This is a genomic window from Streptomyces sp. NPDC058239, assembly GCF_042882185.1.
Taxonomy (GTDB): Bacteria; Actinomycetota; Actinomycetes; order Streptomycetales; family Streptomycetaceae; genus Streptomyces.
The window spans coordinates 58,984-83,081 of the sequence record NZ_JBHVWS010000045.1 but is presented as its reverse complement, the minus strand read 5'-3'; the positions used below and the strand labels follow the sequence as shown (position 1 = coordinate 83,081).

Below are 24,098 nucleotides of genomic sequence, written 5' to 3'. Positions count from 1 at the left end.
CGCCCCTTGCGTTCACGTACCGCTACGCGGACTTCTCGTGCCGCCCGTCGTCGCCCTTCCCGATCGTCCGCGGCTCGCGCGGGACCAGGGTCGGGTTCACGTTGTTGCGGACGACGTCCGCCGTGATGACGACGCGGGCGACGTCCTTGCGCGACGGCACCTCGTACATCACGGACTGGAGGACCTCTTCCATGATGGCTCGCAGGCCACGCGCGCCGGTGCCGCGCAGGATCGCCTGGTCGGCGATGGCCTCCAGGGCCGGGCGGTCGAAGTCCAGCTCGACACCGTCGAGTTCGAACAGTCGTTGATACTGCTTCACCAGCGCGTTGCGCGGCTCGACGAGGATCTGCAGCAGCGCCTCACGGTCCAGGTTGTGGACCGAGGTGAGGACAGGAAGACGGCCGATGAACTCCGGGATCATCCCGAACTTCACCAGGTCCTCCGGCATGACCTCCTGGAACTGGTCGCTCGCCTCGATCTCCCGCTTGGAGCGGATCGTCGCGCCGAAGCCGATGCCCTTGGCGCCCGCCCGCGACTCGATGATCCTCTCCAGACCGGAGAAGGCACCGCCCACGATGAACAGCACGTTCGTCGTGTCGATCTGGATGAACTCCTGGTGCGGGTGCTTCCGGCCGCCCTGCGGCGGTACGGAGGCGGTGGTGCCCTCCAGGATCTTCAACAGGGCCTGCTGGACGCCCTCGCCGGAGACATCGCGGGTGATCGACGGGTTCTCGCTCTTGCGGGCGACCTTGTCGATCTCGTCGATGTAGATGATCCCGGTCTCGGCCTTCTTGACGTCGTAGTCCGCGGCCTGGATCAGCTTCAGCAGGATGTTCTCGACGTCCTCGCCGACATAGCCGGCCTCCGTCAGCGCCGTCGCGTCGGCGATGGCGAACGGGACGTTGAGCATACGGGCCAGGGTCTGCGCGAGAAGCGTCTTGCCGGAGCCCGTGGGGCCCAGCAGCAGGATGTTGGACTTGGCCAGCTCGATGGCGTCGTCCCGACCCTGCGCGCCGCCGTTCTCGCCCGCCTGGACCCGCTTGTAGTGGTTGTACACAGCGACCGAGAGGGCCTTCTTCGCGGGCTCCTGCCCGACGACGTACCCCTCGAGGAACTCGTAGATCTCGCGCGGCTTGGGGAGTTCCTCCCACCGCACCTCGGAGGTCTCCGCGAGCTCCTCCTCGATGATCTCGTTGCAGAGATCGATGCACTCGTCGCAGATGTACACACCGGGTCCCGCGATGAGCTTCTTCACCTGCTTCTGGCTCTTTCCGCAGAACGAGCACTTGAGCAGGTCGCCGCCATCACCGATGCGTGCCACGAGGTGCTTCCCCTTCGCCTGGGAGCAGCCTGGTTCAGCGGCTCCTGGTGCCTCTATCCGACGGTACCTTGCCTTGCCCCCTGTTCGGGCCCCCCTTGGCACGGTTCACACGGCCGAGACCGTGTGAACCTGCCGTGCCAAGGGGTGAAGGCCGAGGTCAGGCGAGCGCTCCGGCCGCGGTCTTGCGCGTCGACACGATCTGGTCGACGAGACCGTAGGCGAGAGCTTCCTCGGCGGTCAGGATCTTGTCGCGCTCGATGTCGTCGCGGATCTTGTCGATCGGCGTGGTGGAGTGCTTGGCCAGCATCTCCTCCAGCTGGGTGCGCATCCGCAGGATCTCGTTGGCCGCGATCTCCAGGTCGGAGAGCTGCTCACGGCCGGTCTGCGAGGACGGCTGGTGGATCAGTACACGGGCGTTGGGCAGCGCCATCCGCTTGCCGGGCGTACCCGCGGCGAGCAGCACGGCCGCGGCGGAGGCCGCCTGGCCCATGCAGACCGTCTGGATGTCCGGCTTCACGAACTGCATCGTGTCGTAGATCGCGGTGAGCGCGGTGAACGAGCCGCCGGGGCTGTTGATGTAGATCGAGATGTCCCGGTCGGGGTCCATCGACTCCAGGCACAGCAGCTGCGCCATGACGTCGTTGGCGGAGGCGTCGTCGATCTGCACGCCGAGGAAGATCACGCGCTCCTCGAAGAGCTTCGCGTACGGGTCGTACTCACGCACGCCCTGCGAGGTGCGCTCCACGAAGCGCGGCACGATGTAGCGGTTGTCCACCTGCGGGCCGGTGTAGAGGCCGCTCGCGGAGGCGCCGGGGAAGTTGTTCATGTGGGTGTTCACCATCCTGGTGGCGTTCTGTGGCTGGGTGTCTCGGCGTACGAGAGGTGCGCGGGGCGGTGGAGCCGGATCCGGTGGGTACCGGATCAGGCGCCGGTGCCGCCGCCGCCCGGAACGCCCGATGCGATCGTGATGATCTCGTCGATGAGGCCGTACTCCTTGGCCTCCTCCGCGGTGTACCAGCGGTCGCGGTCGCCGTCGCGGATGATCGTCTCGACCGTCTGGCCGGAGTGGCGGGCGGTGATCTCCGCCATCCGCTGCTTGGTGCGCAGCAGGTACTGGGCCTGGATCTTGATGTCCGAGGCGGTACCGCCGATGCCGGCCGAACCCTGGTGCATGAGGATGTCGGTGTTCGGGAGCGCGAAGCGCTTGCCCGCGGTGCCGCCGGTGAGCAGGAACTGGCCCATCGAGGCCGCCATGCCCATACCGATGGTGACCACGTCGTTCGGGATGTACTGCATGGTGTCGTAGACCGCCATGCCGGCCGTCACCGAACCGCCGGGGCTGTTGATGTAGAGGTAGATGTCCTTGTCCGGCTCGGCGGCAAGGAGAAGCAGCTGCGCCGTGATCTTGTTGGCGATCTCATCGTCCACCTGCTGACCGAGGAAGATGATGCGTTCGCCGAGCAGTCGGCTGTAGACCTGGTCACCGAGGCCTCCACCGAGGGACGGCTCTCCGGCGGCGTAGGGCATCAGATTCGTCACGTATCCACCTGCTCGTCTCTGACGGCTCCGGCCGTCTCAGCGTCTTCGTACCGGGTGGGCGGGGACTCCCCTGCCCTTCCTATTCATGGACCCTAACGCGCAGGTAGGACAACGCCATCCCGCTTCCGCAACTGTTCGCTGGGAGCGCAAGCTCCGCAGTCCGCACAAGGGTTGTGGGGCACCCGTACGCCATACGACGACGGGCCCCGGACGCACAGCGTCCGGAGCCCGTCGTACGGGTTCAGCGCGAGGCTCAGGCCTCGTTCTTCTCCTCGGTGGCCTCGGCAACGGCCTCGGCGGCACCATCGGCGGCCTCGACCGTCTCGATGGCCTCCTCCTCGTCGTCCTCCAGCTCGACGACCTCACCGTTGGTGTCGACGACCTTGGCGGCCTCGACGACCACGGCCAGCGCCTTGCCGCGGGCGACCTCGCCGACGAGCATCGGCACCTGGCCGCCCTCGACGACGGCCTGGGCGAACTGGTCGGGGCTCATACCGGAGGAAGCAGCGCGCCGCATGAGGTGCTCGGTGAGCTCCTCCTGGTTGACGTTCAGCTTCTCCTTGTTGACGATCTCGTCCAGGATGAACTGGGTCTTGATGCCCTTGATCGCCTGCTCGGAGGTCTCGGCCTCGAACTCCTCGACCGTCTTGCCCTGGATCTCCAGGTACTTGTCGAGGGTCAGACCCATCTGACCGAGCTGGTGGTGCTCGAGGTTGTGCTTGCGGGTCTGGACCTCGTCCGCGAGCAGCTTCTCCGGGATCGGGACCTCGGCCAGCTTCAGCAGCTCGTCGAGGACGCGCTCCTGGGCCTGGGTGGCCTGGTCGAACTGCTTGGTGTTCTCGAGACGCTTGCGGCTGTCCGCCTTCATCTCGTCGAGGGTGTCGAACTCACTCGCCATCTGGGCGAACTCGTCGTCCAGCTCGGGGAGCTCACGGGCGGCGACGGCGGTGACCTTGACGGTGACCTCGGCCTCCTTGCCCTCGGCCGAGCCGCCCTTCAGCTCGGAGGTGAAGGTGGCCTCGCCACCCGCCTCCAGGCCGGTGACGGCGGCGTCGATGCCGTCGAGGAGCTCGCCGGAACCGATGGTGTACGAGACACCCTCGGCCACGCCGTCCTCCAGGACCTCGTCGTCGACCTTGGCCTGCAGGTCGATCGTCACGACGTCACCCTCGGCGGCGGCGCGCTCGACCGGGTTGGTGGAGGCGAAGCGCTCGCGGAGCTGCTCCACGGCCTTCTCGACGTCCTCGTCGCTGACCTCGAGGGCGTCGACGGTGACCTCGATGCCGGAGTAGTCCGGAATCTCGATCTCGGGGCGTACGTCAACCTCGGCGGTGAAGGCCAGCAGCTCGCCGTCCTTCAGCTCGGTGATGTCGACCTCGGGCTGACCGAGGACGTTGAGCTCACCCTCGTTGACAGCCTCGGTGTAGAACTTCGGGAGGGCGTCGTTGACGGCCTCCTCCAGCACCGCACCACGGCCGAACCGCTGGTCGATGACCCGGGCGGGGATCTTGCCCTTGCGGAAGCCCTTCACCGTGACCTGCTGGTTGATCTTCTTGTACGCCGCGTCGAGGCTGTCCTTGAGCTCCTCGAAGGGCACCTCGACAGTGAGCCGAACCCGGGTCGGGTTCAGGGTCTCCACGGCGCTCTTCACGGTTCGGTCTCCTTGTGGCTGACTTCTTGGGGTTCTGCTCCGCCGCACGGGTGGCGGCTTCGCGGACCGAGCCCGGTACATCAGACACACGGGCACGCATTTTGCATAGTAACGGCAAGGAGACGGACTCCCACAATGCGATCTTGCCGATGGTCGGGGTGGCCGGATTCGAACCGACGACCTTCCGCTCCCAAAGCGGACGCGCTACCAAGCTGCGCCACACCCCGTCGGTGCGACACGTAGGGTACATGCAGACAGGCGGTGCATCAGCCGCTTTGCGCGGGCGACACCGGATGACCGCAATCGGGTGTGCGGGCAGCGCCCACGACCCGCTAGGATGCTTCTCGTTGCCGCCGGTCCCCGGACCTGCGGTGCGGTGCTTGCGGGCGTAGCTCAATGGTAGAGCCCTAGTCTTCCAAACTAGCTACGCGGGTTCGATTCCCGTCGCCCGCTCCACATTTGGGCCCGGTCCGACGAATTCCTCGTCGGACCGGGCCCTTTGCGTTCCGGCCGCGTTCCGCCCGTGTCCTGCCGGGCCTCTCGCGCCGGAGCGCGGGCGCCGGCGCGGCCGGATCAGAAGCTGATCTGGTTGATGGTCTCCGCTATCGAGTTCATGAACCTGTTTATCGACGGAGCCATGCCGGTCGATGCCAGGAAGAAGCCGAAGAGCACCGCGACGATCGCGGGTCCGGCCTTGATGGAGCCGCCTCGGATCAGGACCACCAGGATGATCGCCAACAGAAGCACCACAGACAGTGAAATGGCCACGACTGATCACACCCTTGGTCGGTCCGCCTTGCCGGCCCGGAGGTGTGCGGCCGAGCACTCCTCCGTTCCGTCCATCGTGCCACCAACTCCCCTGTGGTCGCTGCCAGGTGACGGATCGAACGGACGGGATCGCGCCATCCTTGCGCCCCGCGTGCGCCCGGGGGCGCACGGCCGCACAAGGGGTGGCACAGGGCCCCGCCAAGGCTCCCCACACCTGTGAGTGAACTGTGAATCAAATAATCACAACGACCTGCGACTGTGACGGTTTCCATATCCACACACTTTATTCACACGCAATTCCAAGGCTCTAGTGCGACGAAATTCACCTCCCCCCACCGCCTGACGATATGCCCCATTTAAGGGGGATGAAGCAGGGCATAGTGGGCGGTTTTTGGCGGTTTCGCTTTTGATTGGACGCGGACATGCAATATCCGTGGGTGGTTTTACGAATTGCAATCGTGGCGTCTAAGGTGCTTTAGATGTTCCACGCTCCGAACGTATTTCAGAGGGCCCCGCTCCCATCGGCGACCCGGGAGTCGGAGCCCAGACACCAAGGGACGATGACTGCCACTGCGGCACCCCCCGCACCGGTGGCGAACAAGCCTCCGGCCGCTGCGCCGGCGAAGAAGCGTGACGCCTACTTCGACAACGTCAAATATCTGGCCATCGTGCTCGTCGCGGTGGCGCACTCGTGGGAACCGGTGATGGACGGCAGCCGGACCGTCCGTGCGCTGTACATGGTGGCGTACACCTTTCACATGCCGGCGTTCATCATCGTCTCCGGCTATTTCTCCCGCTCGTTCGACATGTCCGCCGCCAAGGTAAAACGCCTGGTCACCGGCGTTGCCGTGCCCTATGTGGTGTTCGAGACGGCGTATTCGCTGTTCAAGCGGTACGCGGACAACTCGCCCGATCATCCGATCAGCCTGATCGACCCCTGGTATCTCACCTGGTTCCTGATCGCGCTGTTCATCTGGCGGATCACCACACCGCTGTGGCAGGCGCTGCGCCATCCACTGCCCGTGGCGCTCGTCATCGCCGTGCTCGCCTCTTTCTCCCCGACGATCGGCGACGATCTCGATCTCCAGCGTGTGCTGCAGTTCCTGCCGTTCTTCGTACTGGGACTCCAGCTGAAGCCCGAGCATTTCCAACTGGTCCGCCGGCGTGAGGTGCGGATGCTCGCGCTCCCGCTGTTCGCCGGGGCCCTGCTTTTCGCGTACTGGGCGGCGCCGCGGATGCAGCTGGGCTGGTTCTACCGCAGCAACAGCGCGCCCGAGATGGGCGCCCCGTGGTGGTCCGGTGCCGTGATGACACTGGCGATGTTCGGCTGCGCGCTGCTGCTCACGATCGGGTTCCTGTCCTGGGTGCCGCGTCGCCACATGTGGTTCACCGTGCTCGGCGGCGGAACGATCTGCGGCTATCTGCTGCACGGATTCCTGATCAAGGGCGCCGGATACGCAGGCGTGTTCGACGCCTACGAATGGCTCTCGGCACCCGGCGGCCTGGTCCTCGTCTCACTGGTCGCGGCCGGTGCGGTGACGCTGATGTGTACGCCGCCGGTGCGGCGGGTGCTGCGCCCGGTGACCGAACCGGACATGAACTGGGCGTTCCGGCGCGCCGCGTCCAGACTCTGATCCGAGTGGATCAGCCCTTCGCCGTGTTGGCTTGAACCGATTGCTCGACGGGCGATTCACCTGGGGTGAGCCCGAGCAGCCCCCGTACCTGCGCATACTTCTCGGACAGTCGGGCACGGGTCGCCGGTTCCAGCACGGCGATGCGGGCCGGGTCGGCATTGTGTGCCAGGTCGGACTCCTTGATCAGCAGGGCGCCCGGGGTGTCGAGGATGCGCCGGGTGTACGGACCGAGGTCCTCGCCGTCACGTCTGGTGACGGCGAGGACCATGTCCTTGACCTCCTGAGGCAGCGCGGCGTCGGCCAGCCATTCCTCCGGCAGTGCGTCGTCCTCGACGGCGTCGTGCAGCCAGGCCGCGGCGATCTGTTCGTCGCTGCCGCCCCTGATCCGTACGCCCTCGGCAACAGCGGCGAGGTGTTCGGCGTACGGGCGTCCCGCCTTGTCCCGCTGGTGGGCGTGGGCCTTACGGGCGATCGCCTCGACTTCGGCCAGGGTCAGATGTGCGCGCGGCGTGGTCATGGCCAGACTCTACGGACGGGCGGCCGTTCTGCGCAGGGCCGCACGGGCCGGGACCGTTGCGGCGGCGAGACCGAGCCCGACGGTCGCGGCGACGAACGATCCGTACAACACCGGCGGGATGTACGGCGATTCGCCCGTGAATCCCTTCACCATCGGGACCAGTGTGGCCAGTGCGATGCCGGTGCCGAGCGCGGCGCCGGCGACCGTGACGAGCAGCGCCTCCCAGCGGATCATCCCCATGACCTGGCGGCGGGTGGAGCCGACGAGCCGCAGCATGGTCAGTTCGCGGCGCCGGTCGAGGACGGTCATCACCAGAGTGTTGACCGCGGCGACGGCAGCGAATCCGCCGAGGACCGCGGCCATGACGGTGTTGGCCCAGGCGCTGAGCTCACGGTTCTGGTCCTGTGCGGCGGCGTAGCCGGTCCGGTCGGTGACGGTGCCGAGCGCGGTGAGCTTCTGTGCGGCGGCGGGTGTGGCCCGTACCAGCAGGTCGGAGACGTACGGCGAGGTGACATGGCCCTTCAGGTCGGCGGCGGGCAGCGTGACGAGGCTGGTGCCCAGGCCGCGCCCGTAGACGGCGACGATCTTCGGTGACGCCTTGGTGCCGTCCGGGAGGCGCAGGGCCAGCCGGTCGCCGGTGCCGAGCTTCGTGGATCCGGCGAGGGTGGTGTCGATGGCGACGGTGCCGGTCCGCAGGCCGGTGAGCGATCCGGTCCGGACGTCGAGGTCCTGGACCTTGGCGAGGTCGTGGCCGGAGCCGGTGATCCCCTGGGCGGAGGTGGTCTGGAGCCGCCGGTCCCCGCCCGATCCGGTGGGCACCAGGACGGAACTGCGGAGCAGCCCGACGGCGGTCGTGACACCGGGTGTGGCGGCGGCCCGTGCGGTGGCGTCGGAGGCGAGTCCTGCCGGTGCGGAGACGATGTGGTCGGCGGTGATGGCGTCGCGCTGCTGGTGGGCGATCACCCGGTCCTCGCTCGTGTGCATGAAGACGAGCGTCGAGGAGAAGGCCATGGCGAGCACGATCGGGGTGATCGCGGAGGCCAGGCGGCGCGAGTTCGTCCGGGAGTTGGCGGCGGCCAGCGAGCCCGACGCGCCGGCGGCGCGCAGCGGGAAGCCGATGACGGCGGCGCAGATCCGGGCGATCAGCGGGCCGAGCAGGCCGACCGCGAGCATGAAGAACATGACGACGCCGAGTGCGGCGTTCGCCGCGTCCTCGCCGCTCGTGGACGCGGCGACCCCCGCGAAAGCTACGCCGCCGCCGAGGGCGGCGATGCCGAGCGGGGTGCGGATCCAGCCGAACGGGGGGCGTTCCACCGCGGACTGGGCGAGAGCCAGCCCCGGCTTGGTCTTCGACGGCCGGCGGGCGGCGAAGTATCCGGCGCTCAGCGCGGTGAGCATCGTGGCGGCCTCGGCGATGGTCAGCGGCAGCCAGGACACCCGCAGAGCGACGGCTTCGGGGATGGCTCCCCTGTCCTGGAGCTGCCCGAACCACCAGTGGGCCAGGGCGATTCCGGGCAGACAGCCGAGCGCTCCGGCGAGCGGGGCGACGAGCAGGGACTCGGTGGCGATGGTGCGGCGCAACTGGCGCGGGGTGGCACCGATGGCGCGCAGCAGGGCGAACTCACGGCTGCGCTGGCCGACGGAGAGGGCGACCGTACCGGCGGCGGTGAAGACGGCGACCATGGCGGCGACGCCGCCGAAGGAGCCGCCGAGGCCGACGAGGAGTTCCTTGGCGCCCGCGAGTTCCGCGTCCTCGACGGCGCCCCGGCCGTCACCGGTGTGGACCTGGGTCCCGGCGGTGTGACCGACGGCGTCGCGTACCTGGCCGGCGAGGGTGTCGGCGGAGGTGCCGTCGGCGGCGAGCACGGCGATGGCGTCGACCCGGCCGGGGTGGCCGGAGAGCTGTACGGCCTGCCGGTCGGCGAACCAGACGGTGGCTTCGGTCGCGGTGGTGCCCGCGACGCGGAACTCCCGTACGCCCGCCGGGGTGTCGAGGGTGGTCTTCTCACCGACCCGGGCCTCGGTGCCGGTGGGGACGACGACTTCGCCGGTCCCGGGCGCCTCGCCGGTGAGCAGTCGCACGCCGGTGAGGGCGGTGGAGCCCCAGCCGTGAGCGGTGAGGGGGGTGTTGTCCTGCTGTACGGAGTAGCTGACGTCCCCGATCGCGGCTGCCGCGCCGGGGGCCGCGGCGGCCTTGCCCACCAGGGATTCGGGGAGCCGCGCGGTGTCCGGTACGGGGGTCGCGGCGTCGTACGCGCCCTCGCCGCTGCCGACCGTCATGTGGACCCGCTGGTCGGCGGCGACCACCACGGGTGCCTTCGCGTAGCGGTCCGCGGGTACCGAGGCGCGCAGGCCGGTCTCCAGCAGGATGCCGCAGGCGGAGACGATCGCCGCGGCCAGCAGCAGCGCGACGAAGGTTCCGACGAACGACGAGGGCTTGAAGCGAACGGCCGCGCGGGCGAGGCCGTTCGGGATGTGCGGGGTGAACATCAGGCTGCTGCTCCTGCGTGGGCGGGGGCGGTCAGTGCGGTCATCCGCGCGGCGATCTGTGCGGCGCCGGCGCGCGGCAGACTGTCCGCGATCGCACCGTCGGCGAGGAAGAGCACCCGGTCGGCGTAGGCGGCGGCCGCCGGGTCGTGGGTGACCATGACGACGGTGGCGCCGAGGCTGTCCACCGCATGCCGGAGCAGGGCGAGGATCTCGGCGGCGGTGGTGGTGTCGAGGGCGCCGGTCGGTTCGTCGGCGAAGACCACGTCGGGGCGGGTGACCAGGGCGCGGGCGACGGCGACGCGCTGCTGCTGGCCGCCGGAGAGCTGGCCGGGGCGACGCGCGCCCTTGTCGCCGAGGCCGACCCGGGTGAGCATCTCGGCGGCTGCGCGGCGGCTGCGGGCGGAGCCGGTGCGCTGTCCGGCCAGGCGCATGGGCAGGACGACGTTCTGCTCGACCGTGAGGGACGGGAGCAGGTTGAAGGCCTGGAAGACGAAGCCGAGGCGGGTGCGGCGCAGCTCGGTGAGCCGGTTCTCGCTCATGCCGGTGATCTCGGTGCCGCCGAGGCGTACGGAGCCTTCGGTGGGGCGGTCGAGTCCGGCCGCGCACTGCAGGAAGGTCGACTTTCCCGAGCCGGAGGGGCCCATGACGGCGGTGAAACTGGCTCGCGGGAGGGCGAGGTCGATGCCCCTCAGGGCGTGGACGGCGGAGCCGCCGCGACCGTACTGCCTGCGGACGCCTCGCAGTTCCACGGCAAGGTCCGAGGGGCCGGGCCCCTGCTGGATGTCCGCCGTGTACTGCCTGTCCTGCGCGCCCTGCTTGGTGCGTCGCAGCCCCATGGTGTCCGCCTTCCGTTGTTCGTCGGCCGGTCGTCCGGCCGATACCTCGAACGTACGGATCACGAGAGGGTCCGGACCATGGCGGCTGCTGGCGGATCGGGGGTGGGGCAAACCCCAGGGTGCTACGGGGGTGGGGCAGACCTCAGGGGCCTGTCGGGGTGAGCGGGCCAGGTCCTGTCGGGGGTGGCCATAGTTGCAACGTCAATCATTCGGTAAACTAATTACTGACGATTCCTTGACGCTCTCTTGACCTATCGAAGGACAGGCTCATCGGACACGCAGACACTCTCATCGCCATGGGCGGCGCCTTCCTCGCCGCCGCCGTTCTCGCCCGCGTCGGCAGCCGCATCGGACTGCCGACCATCCCCTTGTTCATCCTGGCCGGAATCCTGCTCGGCCCGCACACGCCCGGCATCGTGCTCGTCGCCGACCCGCACGACCTGGAGATGCTCTCGGCACTCGGTCTGGTGCTGCTGCTCTTCTACCTCGGCCTCGAATTCCATCTCGACGACCTCAAGGCCGGCGGCCGCAAGATGGCGCTCGCCGGCGGCACCTATCTCGCCCTGAACGTCGGCGCCGGGCTCGGCTTCGGCTTCGCGCTGGGCTGGGGCACATCCGAAGCGCTGGTCCTCGCCGGTGTGCTCGGCATCTCGTCGTCGGCCATCGTCACCAAGGTCCTGGTCGACCTGGGCCGTATCGGCAATCCGGAGACCAAGCCGATCCTCGGCATCATCGTCGTCGAGGACGTGTTCCTCGCCCTCTATCTGGCCGCCCTCCAGCCGATCCTGTCGGGCGCCGACAGCCTCTCCGCCGCGGCGGTCGACGGCGGCAAGGCCTTCGGCTTCCTGCTGCTGCTCGCCCTGGCCGCTCGGTTCGGCACCAAGGTCATCGGCAAGCTGATCAACACCCGCGACGACGAACTCCTCGTCATCTCCTTCCTCGGCGCCGCGGTCTTCGTGGCGGGTGTCTCGGAGTGGTTCGGGGTCGCGGACGCGATCGGCGCCTTCATGGTCGGCCTGATGCTCGGCAGTACGTCCTCCGGCACGCGCATCCTCAAGCTGGTCCACCCGCTGCGCGACGCCTTCGGTGCGATCTTCTTCTTCGCCTTCGGCCTCTCCATCAACCCGGGCGATCTGCCGACCGTCCTGTGGCCGGTGCTGGCCGCCGTCGCGGTGACCCTCGCCATGAATGTCCTCGCCGGACTTGCCGCCGCCAAGGTGTACGCGTTCGGCCCGCAGGCCACGGCGAACATCTCCACCACGCTGGTGGCCCGCGGCGAGTTCGCCCTGATCCTCGCCACGATGGCGGCGGCCGCGGGGCTGGACGAACGGCTCTCCCCGTTCATCGCCGGATACGTACTCGTCCTCGCGGTCCTCGCACCGCTGGCCGCCGGAAGGTCGCACTGGCTGGCCCGCATCCTGCCGGGCGGGCGGGGCCGGGGTGAGGACAGTGACAGCGGCAGCGGCGCCGGGCAGGTCTCGGTCCCGGCCTGAGACGACGGCCGGCGTGTCCGGGCACGAGGGCCCGCCTCGTACCCGGACATGTCGGTGCCCACGTTCCGGTGATGGGCCAATTCCCGTTGACGTACGCCCGGTTCGGCCCTTTTGCGTACGGTTCAGGAGTTGCGCGACAACAGCAGCAGCGCCCGGTCGTCGTTGACGTCCTTGGCGCATGCCTCGATCAGATGCCAGGCCGCGCCCTCGAAACCGGTGACGACATAGCGGTCGGCCTCACCGGTCAGCCGGTCGATGCCCTCCGCGATATCGCGGTCGGACGCCTCCACCAGGCCGTCCGTGAACAGCATCAGCACGTCGCCGGGGGCCAACGAGCCCTTCACCGCGTCGAACTGTGCCCCGTCGTACACCCCGAGCAACGGGCCCTCCGCTGCCTTCTCCTCCCACTGGCCGCTGCCCGAGTGGAGCTGCAGGGCCGGCGGGTGACCCGCCGAGAGGAGTTCGTAGTCGCCCGATTCGAGGTCCAGGACCAGATGGATCGAGGTGGCGAAACCCTCGTCCCAGTCCTGGCGCAGCAGATAGCCGTTGGCCGCCGGGAGGAAGCCGTGCGGGGGCAGCGAACCGAGGAGGCCGCCGAAGGCGCCGGACAGCAGCAGGGCGCGGGAGCCCGCGTCCATGCCCTTGCCGGAGACATCGGTGAGTACGGCCTCCAGGGTCCGTCCGCCGTTGGTACGGGCGGCGACGACGAAGTCACCGGAGAAGGACTGACCGCCCGCCGGGCGCAGCGCCATCTCGCGGTGCCAGCCCTGCGGCAACCGGGGCAGGGCGCTCTGCACCCTGATGCGTTCGCGCAGGTCGAAGAGCATGGTGCCGCCGCGTCGCCACGGCACACCGACCCTGGCCCGGAACTGGGCGAGGACCAGCCCGAAGAAACCGCAGGCCGCGACCACCAGGACGATGCCGGGGGTCACCCGGGCCGGGCCGTCCTCGTACGGGCCCAGTCCGAGGGACTCCACGATCAGGGCGGCGGCGGCAGTCGCGTACAGACCCAGCAGGCTCGCGGGCCGCAGCAGCAGACCGCCCGCGACGATCGGCAGGACGAGCGCGGCCGGTGAGCACCACACCGGATTGAGCAGGGTGGCGCAGGTGATGGCCGGAATGGTGAGCAGCAGACCGGCCAGCGCGATCCAGTCCGAGCCGTCGCCGCGGAAGTAGTCGACACCGGACTTGCGCAGCGCGATGCGTGCCCGGTGCGCCGATTTCCGAAATCGGGCCGGGTACGAGTCTGCTCCTGCGCGACGGGCCATTGCGGGGACCTTATCCACCCGACCGCCTCCGGTGCAGGGGGACCCCGCGACAATGCGTTCGAAATCGGGTCGACCGGCCGCCGCACCCCTGATAGGCATGGCCCATGACTACTGAGCTTCGCGTGTTGCGACCGTCCGAATGGAACGAATGGTTCGAGTGTCTGGAGCTCGCATTCGGCGGTGTCGCAGAGCCCCCCGAGCAGCGCGAGCTGGACGAGCAGCTGACCGAGCACGAGCGGTCGATCGGAATCTGGGACGGCACCGATGTCGTCGCCACGGCCGGGGCGTTCAGCTTCCGGGTCGCCGTGCCGGGCGGGGCGCTGGTGCCCGCCGCCGGGGTCACGATGGTGAGTGTCGCGTCCACCCACCGCAGGCGCGGGCTGCTGACCTCGATGATGCGTCGGCAGCTCGACGACGTCCGGGCGCTGGGTGAGCCGATCGCCGTCCTTACGGCGTCCGAACCGGTGATCTACGGCCGGTTCGGATACGGCGCCGCCTCGCGGCAGATGTCCCTGACGATCGACACGGACCGGGTGCGGCTCACGGTACCGAAGGGCACGGAAGAGGTGCGCCTGCGTCACGCGAAGCCGGACGAGGCGATGGCCGCGTGCGAGGGCGTGTACGAGCAGTTGGTGGCCGGCCGCCCCGGCACACCGGCCCATGGGCCCGGCTGGGAGCGGAAGCCGATGGTCGACCCGGTGAGTTCCCGGCAGGGCGGTTCGGCGCAGCAGTGCGTGCTGGCGGAGCGGGACGGGGAGATCGTCGGCTATGTGACATATCACATCAAGCCTGAATGGGATCCGTCCGGCCCCAAGGGCACGGTCGCGGTGAACGATCTTGCCGCGCTGGACCCGGCGGCGTACGCGGCGTTGTGGCGGTTCGTCTTCGAGATCGACCTGACGTCGACGGTCGACGCGCGGAACCGGCCCGTCGACGATGCGGTGCTGCACCTGGTGTCGGACGTGCGGCGGTGCAACATCCGGGTCCGGGATTCGCTCCATGTGCGGCTGGTGGAGCTGGGGGCGGCGCTGGAGGCGCGGGCGTATCGGGCACCGGTGGATGTGGTGTTCGAGGTCGAGGACGCGTTCTGCCCCTGGAATGCGGGGCGTTGGCGGCTCACGGGTGACGCCAAGGGCGTTGCGTCGTGCCGGCGGACCGATGACGCAGCCGATCTCGCGCTTTCGGTACGGGAGTTGGGCTCGGCGTATCTGGGCGGCGAGTCGCTGAGCGCGTTGGCCCTGGCCGGGCGGGTGCGGGAGCTGCGGGCGGGCGCGCTGGCGGAGGCGTCGCTGGCGTTCTCGTCGGACGCGGCGCCGTGGTTGCCCCGGGGGTTCTAGCGGTGGTCGTCCGGGGCGCGGAACCCTGCCCCGGGCCCCCGCCCGGCCGCTTTGTCCTCAACCGCCGGACAGGCTGGAATTTGCCGCGCTAGGCGCGCTGGCAGCCCGGGCACCAGAAGAGGTTGCGGGCGGCGAGGTCGGCGGTGCGGATCTCGCCGCCGCAGATGTGGCAGGCATGCCGGGCCCTGCGGTACACGTACACCTCGCCGCCGTGGTCGTCGACGCGCGGCAGGCGCCCCATCGCCTCCGGCATGTGCTCGGGGCGGACCGTGTCGATCCGGTTGTTCCGTACGCCCTCGCGCATCAGCACCACCAGGTCGGCCCAGATCGCGTCCCACTCCGCCCGCGTGAGGTCCCTGCCCAGGCGGTACGGGTCGATGCCGTGCCGGAACAGCACCTCCGCGCGGTACACGTTGCCGACCCCCGCGATGACCTTCTGATCCATCAGCAGGGCCGCGACGGTGATACGGCTGCGGGAGATCCGCCGCCAGGCCCGCTCGCCGTCCTCGTCGGTCCGCAGCGGGTCCGGGCCGAGGCGGTCGTGTATCGCGCGCTTCTCGGGGTCGTTGATCAGCGCGCACGTGGTGGGGCCGCGCAGATCCGCGTGGTGTTCGTCGGTCACCAGGCGCAGCCGGACGGTGTCGGTGGGCGGCGGGGCCGGGGTCGTACCGAAGCCGAGCTTGCCGAAGAGGCCCAGGTGGATGTGGACCCAGCCGGCGTCCTCGAAACCGAGGAAGAGGTGCTTGCCATGGGCGTCGACGCCGGTGAACGTGCGACCGTCCAGCAGCGCGGCGCTGTCGGAGAACTTGCCCTGCGGGCTGCTCACCCGCACCGGCCGCCCGGCGAACCTGTCCCGGTGGTCCGCCGCGAGGCGGTGGATCGTGTGTCCCTCGGGCACGGCGGCGGCTCTCCTCGGTGACGTAGGGGCGTGGGGGCGCGGCGACGGGTGACGCGGGGAAACGACTGTGCCGCCGGGAACACCGGCGGCACAGGGGTGGAGGGCGGTCAGCCCTGCTGCGGGTGGTGGGCCGGGATCGGGGGGAGCTCGCCGGTCGTCTCGTACGCCGTCAGCATCTCGATGCGGCGGGTGTGACGCTCCTCACCCGAGTACGGAGTGGCGAGGAAGATCTCGACGAACTTGGTGGACTCCTCCACCGAGTGCATCCGGCCACCGATGGCGACCACATTGGCGTCGTTGTGCTCACGGCCGAGCGCGGCGGTCTGCTCGCTCCAGGCGAGTGCGGCACGCACGCCCTTGACCTTGTTGGCGGCGATCTGCTCGCCGTTTCCGGAGCCGCCGATCACGATGCCGAGGCTGTCCGGGTCCGCGGCCGTCTTCTCGGCGGCACGCAGGCAGAACGGCGGGTAGTCGTCCTGGGCGTCGTAGATGTGGGGGCCACAGTCGACGGCCTCGTGGCCCTGGGCCGTGAGCCACTCGACGAGGTGGTTCTTGAGTTCATAGCCGGCATGGTCCGAGCCGAGGTACACGCGCATGTTCCGAGTGTGGCACGAGCGTCGCCGGGTAAGCGCCATCGGGGTCGGGACCCTCCGGCCGGGTCCGCCCGGAGGGGCGGCGGACCCTGCGTGCGGGCCCCTGTGCGGCCCTGTGTGTGCAACGCCACTCGGGCAACGATCCGGTCAACGATTTGGAAGAGGGGGTTCCGCTTCCACGGTTCGGCGAGCTTCAATGCATCACTCGCTGCCGCACCCCACTCCGGCAGCTGGGCACGCATCGCGTGATCCGAAAACGTAAGGATTCGATCCATGACGTCGCAGACGACTCTGGCCGGGCCGGGCCACCAGCCCGGCAAGCCGGACCGGTCGAACGGACCGGACGCACCGGGCTCCTCCGACGGTCTCCAGGCAGGCCTCAAGAACCGCCATCTCTCGATGATCGCCATCGGCGGTGTCATCGGCGCGGGCCTCTTCGTGGGCTCCGGCGCAGGCATCGCCGCTGCGGGACCGGCCATCCTCCTGTCGTACGCGCTGGTCGGCCTGATGGTCGTCTTCGTGATGCGGATGCTCGGCGAGATGGCTGCCGCCCGCCCCAGCTCGGGCTCCTTCTCCGCCTACGCCGACCAGGCGCTGGGCCGCTGGGCCGGCTTCTCGATCGGCTGGCTGTACTGGTTCTTCTGGGTCGTGGTGCTCGCCGTCGAAGCCACGGCGGGTGCCAAGATCCTGGAGGGCTGGGTGCCGGGCGTCCCGCAGTGGGCGTGGGCGCTGATCGTGATGGTCGTACTGACCGCGACGAACCTGGTCTCGGTCGGGTCGTACGGTGAGTTCGAGTTCTGGTTCGCCGGGATCAAGGTCGTGGCGATCGGTGCGTTCGTGGTCGTCGGACTGCTCGCCGTCTTCGGGCTGCTGCCCGGCTCGGACAACCCCGGCTCGGGGCTCGCGCATCTCACCGACACCGGCGGGTTCTTCCCCAAGGGACCCGGCGCCATCCTCACCGGTGTGCTGATGGTCGTCTTCTCCTTCATGGGCAGCGAGATCGTCACCCTCGCCGCCGGCGAGTCCGAGAACCCGCAGCGCGCCGTCCAGAAGGCCACCAACAGCGTGATCTGGCGGATCGCCGTCTTCTACCTGGGCTCGATCTTCATCGTGCTCACCCTGCTGCCGTGGAACGACGCCTCGATCCTGGAGGAGGGCAGCTATGTGGCCGCCCTCAACTCCATCGGCATCCCGCACGCCGGTCAGGTGATGGACGTCATCGTGCTGACGGCCGTGCTGTCCTGCCTCAACTCCGGCCTCTACACCGCCTCGCGGATGGCCTTCTCGCTCGGCGGCCGCGGGGACGCGCCGAAGGCGTTCGCCCGGACGAACAAGCGGGGCGTGCCGCAGGCGGCCATCCTGTCCTCCGTCGTCTTCGGCTTCGTCGCCGTGTTCTTCAACTACCAGTGGCCCGACACCGTCTTCCAGTTCCTGCTGAACTCCTCCGGTGCGGTCGCCCTCTTCGTCTGGCTGGTCATCTGCTTCACCCAGCTGCGGATGCGGGGCATCATCCTGCGCGAGTCGCCGGAGAAGCTGGTCGTACGGATGTGGCTCTTCCCGTACCTCACCTGGGCGACCATCGCGGGGATCTCGTTCGTCCTCGTCTACATGCTGACCGACGACAGCGGACGCGAGCAGGTGCTGCTCTCGCTGCTCGTCGCGGCCGTTGTGGTGGCGATCTCGCTGGTCCGTGAGGTCCGAAACCGCAAGAACCGCACCGCTGTGGAAACCCCCAGCAATACCTGACGGCCGATGTCAGGTTTACCGAGAAGGCTCTCCCCCGCAGCGCCACCGAGCGAGCGAACGGAGAGCCTTCTCATGTCTTTTGCCCCTGCCCAGGTCCCTGCCCAGGTCCCCGCCGACGTGCCGGCCGGCTTCGAGACCGGTTTTCAGACCGGTTTCGCCATCCGCCCCGACCTCGTCGTCGAGGCCGCCCACGCCGATGACGTACGGACCGCCGTGGCCGACGCCGTCGTGCGCGGCCTCCCGGTCCATGTCCACGCCACCGGCCACGGGCTGCCCGGGGCCGTCGAGGGCGGGGTACTGATCAGCACCCGCCGGATGGACTCCGTCGAGGTCGACCCGGTGCACCGCACCGCCCGGATCGGCGCGGGCGTCACCTGGGGCCGGGTCATCGAGGCCGCAGCACCGCACGGACTCGCCCCGCTGAACGGCTCCTCCCCGGGTGTCGGCGCCGTCTCCTACACCCTCGGCGGCGGTCTGGGCGTACTGGCCAGGGAGTTCGGGTACGCCGCCGACCATGTGCGCGCACTCGACGTGGTGACCGCCGACGGCCTACTGCGCCATGTCTCCCCGGACAGCGAGCCCGATCTCTTCTGGGCGCTGCGCGGCGGCGGACACCGGCTCGGCGTCGTGACCGCGATGGAGATCGGGCTGGTCGAGGCCGGGCGGCTGTACGGCGGCTCCATCGCCTTCGACGCAGACGGGGACCGGGGCGGCGTGACGGCCGCCGAGGTGATCCACCGCTATCTGGAGTGGACCCGGACCGTCCCCGACGCGCTGACGTCATCGCTGTCCGCCCTGCGGTTCCCCGACGTCCCGCAGATGCCGGAGCCGATGCGCGGCCGGTATGTGATCTCGGTGCGGGTCGCGTACACCGGCAGCGCGGCGGAGGGCGAGCGGCTGGTCGCGCCGCTCCGGGCGATCGGGCCCGCGCTCGCGGACTCGCTGCGGGAGATGCCGTACACCGACAGCCACACCATTCACAGCGACCCGCCGTTCCCGCATGCCTACTACGGCGACAGCGTGGTGCTCGGCGATCTGGACGCGGAGCGTGCCGTGCGCGCGCTGGAGCTGACCGGGCCGAAGGCGCCGATGATGACCGTGGTCCAGCTCAACCACCTGGGCGGGGCGCTGGCCGTACGGCCCGCCGTCGACAACGCGGTGCCCTACCGCGAGGCCGGATTCCTGCTGCGGCTGCTGTCGCCGCTCGACGGCACGGATGTGGCATCGGTACGGGCCCTGTACGCGGAGGTGGCCGCTGTGCTCGCCCCGCTCGCCCTGGGCCGTTCACTGAACTTCTCCTTCGGCGGCGGGGACCGCACCGACGGCTTCCACGACGCGCGGACACAGAAGAGGCTCGCCGGTCTGGTGTCGCGTCACGACCCGGCGAGCCTCTTCAAAGGGAGCTACGGCATCAGCCGCGACGGCCGATGAGCTTCCAGGACGCGGGCAGCGCGCCCATCGCCAGCGCCGCCTTCAGCGCGTCGCCGAGCAGGAACGGCACCAGGCCGGCCGCGATCGCGGCGCTCGCCGACATGCCCGTGGACAGCGCCAGGTACGGGACGCCGACCGCGTAGATGACCGCGGAGCCGACCACCATCGTGCCCGCGGTACGCAGCACGGAGCGGTCTCCGCCGCGGCGGGCGAGGCCGCCGACCACGGTGGCGGCGAGCAGCATGCCGAGGACGTAGCCGAACGAGGCGCCGCCCGCACCGGAGCTGCCGCCCGCGAACCACGGCATGCCCGCCATGCCGATGAGCGCGTACACGGCGAGGGAGAGGAAGCCGCGGCGGGCGCCGAGCGCGGTGCCGACGAGGAGCGCGGCGAAGGTCTGGCCGGTGACCGGGACCGGGGAGCCGGGGACCGGGACGGCGATCTGGGCCGCGATGCCGGTGAGCGCGGCGCCACCGAGGACCAGGGCCGTGTCGACGGCGTAACGGTGCCTGGCGGCGGGCAGCAGGTCGGCGAGGACCGCTCCGGTACGGGCAGGGGCGGCGGCAGCAGTGCTCATCGGGACTCCGCGGGGTGAGGGCAGGTGGGGACAGACTGAGGCTGACGTTAGCCCAAGGGTTAACGCTCGATCACCATCAGTGGCCCACAAAGCGGCGGTTGAGGCATTGGTGGGGTTCACACAAAGAGACTTGCGCAATCGCGTAATGGCGTGATGCTCGTCACTGAGGTGGGGGCGGATCGGCTCATATTTTGCCGGGAGAGGCCACCGGGAGAGACTGTAGGTTCCTGCCAAAATCGTCCAGGAACCGCCCAGGGTCCGGCCGACGACCGCACCCGCCGTCGCCCCGTGCCCGGGTGTGCACCTTGCGTGAGCATCGTGCCCGTATAGCGGACAGCGGTTCCCTGTGAACGAGGTGCGCGCTCAGACTGTGCGCGCACGTCCCCCACGCCTCACCTACCGAACAGAGCTTGTCCATGTCTCGGAATTCCGCGTCTCCCCCCACCGGTTCCCCGGTCGCCGTCTCCGACACCAAGGCCGATTCGGCGCTCACCCACGGGCTCAAGCAGCGCCATCTTTCGATGATCGCCCTCGGCGGTGTCATCGGCGCCGGACTCTTCGTCGGCTCGGGCGCGGGTATCGCCGCCGCGGGCCCGTCGATCATCATCGCGTACGCCGTCTCCGGGCTTCTGGTCATGCTCGTGATGCGGATGCTCGGCGAGATGTCGGCCGCGAACCCGGCCTCCGGTTCCTTCTCCGTCCATGCGGAGCGGGCGATAGGACCGTGGGCGGGGTTCACCGTGGGCTGGGCGTTCTGGGTGCTGCTCTGCGTCGCCGTCGGCCTGGAAGGCATCGGCGCGGCGAAGATCGTCACCGGCTGGCTGCCCGGTACGCCGGAGTGGGCCTGGGTAGCGCTGTTCATGGTGGTCTTCCTGGGCACGAACCTGGCCTCGGTGAAGAAGTTCGGCGAGTTCGAGTTCTGGTTCGCCGCCCTCAAGGTCGTGGCGATCACGCTCTTCCTGGTCCTGGGTGTGCTGGCGATCCTCGGTGTGCTGCCCGGTACGGACGCCCCCGGCACCACCAACCTCGAAGGCGAGGGCGGCTTCATGCCCAACGGCGCCGAGGGCCTGGTGATCGGACTGCTCGCCTCCGTCTTCGCGTACGGCGGTCTGGAGACCGTCACCATCGCAGCGGCCGAGTCGGAGAACCCGGTGCAGGGTGTCGCCAAGGCCGTGCGGACGGCGATGTGGCGGATCGCGCTCTTCTACGTCGGCTCGATGGCGGTCGTCGTCACGCTGGTCCCGTGGGACGACCCGAAGGTCGTGGAGGTCGGTCCGTTCTACGCGGCCCTGGACCACCTCGGCATCAGCGGCGCCGCGGAGATCATGAACGTGGTCATCCTGGTCGCCCTGCTCTCCGCGATGAACGCCAACATCTACGGCGCCTCGCGCATGGCCTGTTCGCTGGTCGCCCGTGGCCAGGGCCCGAAGCGGCTCGGCAGGATCTCCTCGGGCGTCCCGCGCACGGCCGTCCTGGTCTCGTCCGTGTTCGGCTTCCTGTGCGTGCTGCTCAGCTACTGGCGTCCCGACGACGTCTTCCCCTGGCTGCTCAACATGATCGGCGCGGTGATCCTCGTCGTCTGGATCTTCATCGCCCTCTCCCAGCTGATCCTTCGCGACCGGATGGAGCGCGAGGCCCCGGAGAAGCTCGTCGTACGGATGTGGCTCTTCCCGGTCCTGACGGTGGTGGCGCTCCTGGCCATGCTCGGCATCTTCGTCCTGATGCTGCGCCAGCCGGACACCCGTGACCAGTTGGTGGCGTCCGGAGTCCTGACCGTCGTACTGGCGGCCATCGGTGTCGTACGGCAGCGGCGGTCCGTGGTCGTCAAGGGCTGACATCCGGTGCGCACGGCACATTGAGGGAGAGCAGCGCACCGCCCTCCTCACCGATCCGCACCTCGCTCACCGCCGCGTTCCGCAGCCGCGGGAAGACCCGGCGGTAGGCGCCCAGCGGAATCGACAGCAGTTCGCACAGCACGAGCCGCAGCAGTGTGTTGTGCGCGACGACCAGGACCCGCTGACCCGGGTGCCCGTCCGCGATCCGGCGCAGCGCCGCCGTCCCCCGGGCCGCCGCCGACCGGGGGTCCTCGGCACCGGGGAAGGGGTGGGTCACCGGGTCGGCACGGTACTCCCGGGCCGGCTCCGGGTGCTCGGCCGCGAACTCCGCCAGGGTGCGCCCCTCCACCTCACCGAAATCGCATTCGCGCAGGTCGTGTTCGCGCCGGGGGACGAGACCGAGCGCCCGGCACGCGGGCTCTGCCGTCTCGATCGCACGCGTGAGTGTCGACGTCCAGATCGCGTCGACCCGGTGCCGGGCCGCCCACTCGCCCAGTTGCCCGGCCTGGCGGCGCCCTTCGTCGGTGAGGGCGATGTCGCTGACCCCGGCGTAGCGGTTCTCCGCGTGCCAGACGGTCTGACCGTGGCGGGCGAGCAGCAGGGTGGCGCTCGGACGGGCGGTCATGGTTTCTCCGTTCGGGTGCGGGCGTGGGCGGCGACCGGGCCGGGGAGCCAGCCGCGTCGCTCCAGTTCGTCCACCAGCGTGAGGTACGGCTCGGTGTATCGCGCGGTACGCGCCGGGTCGGGGCGCAGTACGTGCCGCAGCCGCACCATCCGGCCCGCCGCCTCTTGCAGCGTGGTCGTGGCCCGCGCCCCGTATGCCGCGAGCACGGCCATGCCGAGCGCCGGTTCGCTGTACTGCGGGATGTATACGGGCCGGCCCAGGATGTCGGCGCGCAGCCGGCTCCAGTAGCCGCTGCGGACCGCGCCGCCGGTGAAGGTGAGCCGGCCGTACAGCTGGGCGCCGAGCAGGTCGAGGTAGTCGAGACAGAGTCGTTCGACCAGGCCCACCCCGGTCAGCAGGGCCGCCCAGTGCTCGGCGTCCGAGTCGGGCTCGCCGAGCAGGAAGCCGGTCGCCTCCGGCGCGACGAAGGGAAAGCGTTCGCCCGTGGCCACCAGCGGATACGCCACCGCACGCGCCGGCTCGCGCTCGCGGGCCAGCGCGTCCATGCGGGCCGGGTCCGCATCCGGGAAGGCGGCGGCCAGTGCCCCGCCGCCGACCCCCGAGGCCCCACCCGGCAGCCATCTCCCGTCCGGGGCACGGTGGTTGTAGACGACCCCGGACCGGTCCACGACCGGAGACGAGGTGACCCCCTTCAGCACCAGCGTCGTACCGAGCACCGAATTCCAGGAGCCCACGGTGAGCGCACCGGAGGCGATCTGCGCCGCGCACCCGTCCGTCATCCCGGCCACCAGGAGCGTGCCCGCCGGGATCCCGGTCTCCTCGGCCGCCGCCCGCCCCACCTCGCCGATCCGCCGGCCCGGCCGCACCACGTCCGGAAACAGTCCGTCCGGCAGGCCCAGCTTTCCGAACCTCCGGTGCGGCCAGGCCTCCCGCTCCAGGTCGTAGCCGGTCTTCAGGGCGTGGCTGGAGTCGGTGGGCAGAGGGGTCCCGGCGAGCCGTGCCAGGATCAGATCGGCCTGATGCATGACCCGTACGGTGCCGCCCGCTCCTCCCCCGTACTCCCGCAGCAGCCACATCACCTTGGGCAGCGCCCAGCTGGGCGGGGTCCGGGCCCTGGCCGCCTCGGCCACGGCGCGCCCGTCGTCGTACATCACCCCCGGGGTCAGCGGCCGTCCATCCCGGTCACCGAGCAGAACGGTGCCGGAGGTGGCACAGACGGCCAGCGCACGCGGTGCGGGGCAGTCGCGCAGTGCCTGGCGGCTGGCCGCGCACACGGCCGTCCACCAGTCGAGGGGCCGCTGCTCATGCCGTACACCGTCGCGTCTGCCCGCGAGCGGGGCAGAGCCGCTGCCGAGTATCTCGCCGCGGTCTCCTGCCACCACCGCACGGACGCTCTGCGTGCCGAGATCGATGCCCATCCACATATCGGCCCTCTCTGTGAACTTCTCACTCTGCACCGAGAATTTCCGTTGCGCGAGGGATTGACGGCCAACTTCCGTTGTTCCAAGCTCTGTTATCCAGTCGACTCAACGTGTGAAC

General features: G+C 69.7%; 20 protein-coding genes and 2 tRNA genes. 7 read left to right on the top strand and 15 right to left on the bottom strand.

The features are described 5' to 3' along the window. Nucleotides 1-22: 22 nt before the first annotated feature. From clpX to ACFVYE_RS34925, 5 genes are all read right to left on the bottom strand, one after another. Complete coding sequence (gene clpX / locus ACFVYE_RS34945) at nucleotides 23-1,321, bottom strand: ATP-dependent Clp protease ATP-binding subunit ClpX (RefSeq protein WP_114244485.1); 1,299 nt, start codon at nucleotides 1,319-1,321, stop codon at nucleotides 23-25. Nucleotides 1,322-1,478: 157 nt separating this feature from the next. After that, nucleotides 1,479-2,162: an ATP-dependent Clp protease proteolytic subunit gene (locus ACFVYE_RS34940; protein ID WP_383979618.1), complete on the bottom strand. Its 684-nt coding sequence runs from the start codon at nucleotides 2,160-2,162 to the stop codon at nucleotides 1,479-1,481. Nucleotides 2,163-2,242: 80 nt separating this feature from the next. After that, a complete protein-coding gene (locus ACFVYE_RS34935; protein WP_176729207.1) occupies nucleotides 2,243-2,848 on the bottom strand; it encodes an ATP-dependent Clp protease proteolytic subunit in 606 nt (201 codons plus the stop codon). A gap of 265 nt (nucleotides 2,849-3,113) precedes the next feature. After that, nucleotides 3,114-4,511: a trigger factor gene (tig, locus tag ACFVYE_RS34930; protein ID WP_383966490.1), complete on the bottom strand. Its 1,398-nt coding sequence runs from the start codon at nucleotides 4,509-4,511 to the stop codon at nucleotides 3,114-3,116. 150 nt (nucleotides 4,512-4,661) lie between these two features. After that, nucleotides 4,662-4,738 (bottom strand) — tRNA-Pro (locus ACFVYE_RS34925). Between the two features lie 155 nt (nucleotides 4,739-4,893). Here ACFVYE_RS34925 and ACFVYE_RS34920 point away from each other — a divergent pair. Next, nucleotides 4,894-4,967, top strand: a tRNA-Gly gene (locus tag ACFVYE_RS34920). 117 nt (nucleotides 4,968-5,084) lie between these two features. On the opposite strand, the gene ACFVYE_RS34915 is transcribed toward ACFVYE_RS34920, so the two are convergent. Beyond that, entirely contained in the window at nucleotides 5,085-5,279 is a 195-nt protein-coding gene (locus ACFVYE_RS34915) for a hypothetical protein (RefSeq protein WP_136325240.1), read from the bottom strand. A gap of 479 nt (nucleotides 5,280-5,758) precedes the next feature. Between ACFVYE_RS34915 and ACFVYE_RS34910 the strand changes: the two genes are divergently transcribed. After that, the gene (locus ACFVYE_RS34910; protein WP_389608135.1) at nucleotides 5,759-6,913 is read left to right on the top strand and encodes an acyltransferase family protein; all 1,155 of its coding nucleotides are present in this window, start codon (nucleotides 5,759-5,761) and stop codon (nucleotides 6,911-6,913) included. 10 nt (nucleotides 6,914-6,923) lie between these two features. On the opposite strand, the gene ACFVYE_RS34905 is transcribed toward ACFVYE_RS34910, so the two are convergent. From ACFVYE_RS34905 to ACFVYE_RS34895, 3 genes are read right to left on the bottom strand one after another with little or no spacing between them, the layout of a single operon-like run. Beyond that, a complete protein-coding gene (locus tag ACFVYE_RS34905; RefSeq protein ID WP_383966495.1) occupies nucleotides 6,924-7,430 on the bottom strand; it encodes an HD domain-containing protein in 507 nt (168 codons plus the stop codon). A gap of 9 nt (nucleotides 7,431-7,439) precedes the next feature. Then, nucleotides 7,440-9,920 carry an ABC transporter permease gene (locus ACFVYE_RS34900; protein WP_383966498.1) on the bottom strand — a complete coding sequence of 827 codons (2,481 nt, stop codon included), beginning with the start codon at nucleotides 9,918-9,920 and terminating at the stop codon, nucleotides 7,440-7,442. Next, entirely contained in the window at nucleotides 9,920-10,756 is an 837-nt protein-coding gene (locus ACFVYE_RS34895) for an ABC transporter ATP-binding protein (RefSeq protein WP_383966592.1), read from the bottom strand. Before ACFVYE_RS34895 ends, ACFVYE_RS34900 begins: the two co-directional genes overlap by 1 nt. A gap of 296 nt (nucleotides 10,757-11,052) precedes the next feature. On the opposite strand from ACFVYE_RS34895, the gene ACFVYE_RS34890 reads away from it, so the two are divergent. Next, a complete protein-coding gene (locus tag ACFVYE_RS34890; RefSeq protein WP_383966501.1) occupies nucleotides 11,053-12,249 on the top strand; it encodes a cation:proton antiporter in 1,197 nt (398 codons plus the stop codon). A 122-nt stretch (nucleotides 12,250-12,371) separates the two neighbouring features. On the opposite strand, the gene ACFVYE_RS34885 is transcribed toward ACFVYE_RS34890, so the two are convergent. After that, nucleotides 12,372-13,517, bottom strand: a complete 1,146-nt coding sequence (locus ACFVYE_RS34885) for a PP2C family protein-serine/threonine phosphatase (protein WP_383966503.1) — start codon at nucleotides 13,515-13,517, stop codon at nucleotides 12,372-12,374. A gap of 104 nt (nucleotides 13,518-13,621) precedes the next feature. Here ACFVYE_RS34885 and ACFVYE_RS34880 point away from each other — a divergent pair, with 104 nt between their 5' ends. Next, complete coding sequence (locus ACFVYE_RS34880) at nucleotides 13,622-14,854, top strand: GNAT family N-acetyltransferase (RefSeq protein WP_383966505.1); 1,233 nt, start codon at nucleotides 13,622-13,624, stop codon at nucleotides 14,852-14,854. Nucleotides 14,855-14,942: 88 nt separating this feature from the next. Here ACFVYE_RS34880 and ACFVYE_RS34875 read toward each other — a convergent pair whose 3' ends face one another. Next, nucleotides 14,943-15,752, bottom strand: a complete 810-nt coding sequence (locus tag ACFVYE_RS34875) for an Fpg/Nei family DNA glycosylase (protein WP_383966508.1) — start codon at nucleotides 15,750-15,752, stop codon at nucleotides 14,943-14,945. Nucleotides 15,753-15,859: 107 nt separating this feature from the next. After that, entirely contained in the window at nucleotides 15,860-16,348 is a 489-nt protein-coding gene (locus ACFVYE_RS34870) for a ribose-5-phosphate isomerase (protein WP_362193899.1), read from the bottom strand. Between the two features lie 270 nt (nucleotides 16,349-16,618). On the opposite strand from ACFVYE_RS34870, the gene ACFVYE_RS34865 reads away from it, so the two are divergent. Both ACFVYE_RS34865 and ACFVYE_RS34860 read left to right on the top strand, forming a co-directional pair. Then, complete coding sequence (locus tag ACFVYE_RS34865) at nucleotides 16,619-18,091, top strand: amino acid permease (RefSeq protein WP_383966511.1); 1,473 nt, start codon at nucleotides 16,619-16,621, stop codon at nucleotides 18,089-18,091. Between the two features lie 72 nt (nucleotides 18,092-18,163). Next, entirely contained in the window at nucleotides 18,164-19,522 is a 1,359-nt protein-coding gene (locus ACFVYE_RS34860) for an FAD-binding oxidoreductase (RefSeq protein ID WP_383966514.1), read from the top strand. Here ACFVYE_RS34860 and ACFVYE_RS34855 read toward each other — a convergent pair. Beyond that, complete coding sequence (locus tag ACFVYE_RS34855; protein WP_383966517.1) at nucleotides 19,503-20,099, bottom strand: biotin transporter BioY; 597 nt, start codon at nucleotides 20,097-20,099, stop codon at nucleotides 19,503-19,505. The genes ACFVYE_RS34860 and ACFVYE_RS34855 overlap by 20 nt on opposite strands. A 416-nt stretch (nucleotides 20,100-20,515) precedes the next feature. Here ACFVYE_RS34855 and ACFVYE_RS34850 point away from each other — a divergent pair, with 416 nt between their 5' ends. Next, a complete protein-coding gene (locus ACFVYE_RS34850) occupies nucleotides 20,516-21,934 on the top strand; it encodes an amino acid permease (protein ID WP_383966520.1) in 1,419 nt (472 codons plus the stop codon). Here ACFVYE_RS34850 and ACFVYE_RS34845 read toward each other — a convergent pair. Both ACFVYE_RS34845 and ACFVYE_RS34840 read right to left on the bottom strand, forming a co-directional pair. Further along, nucleotides 21,924-22,559 (bottom strand): histidine phosphatase family protein, encoded by a 636-nt coding sequence (locus ACFVYE_RS34845; RefSeq protein ID WP_383966522.1) that lies wholly within the window; start codon nucleotides 22,557-22,559, stop codon nucleotides 21,924-21,926. The genes ACFVYE_RS34850 and ACFVYE_RS34845 overlap by 11 nt on opposite strands. Then, nucleotides 22,556-23,983, bottom strand: coding sequence for an FGGY-family carbohydrate kinase (locus ACFVYE_RS34840; RefSeq protein WP_383966595.1), 1,428 nt, complete (start codon nucleotides 23,981-23,983; stop codon nucleotides 22,556-22,558). The genes ACFVYE_RS34845 and ACFVYE_RS34840 overlap by 4 nt, the downstream gene beginning before the upstream one ends. Nucleotides 23,984-24,098 lie beyond the last annotated feature (115 nt).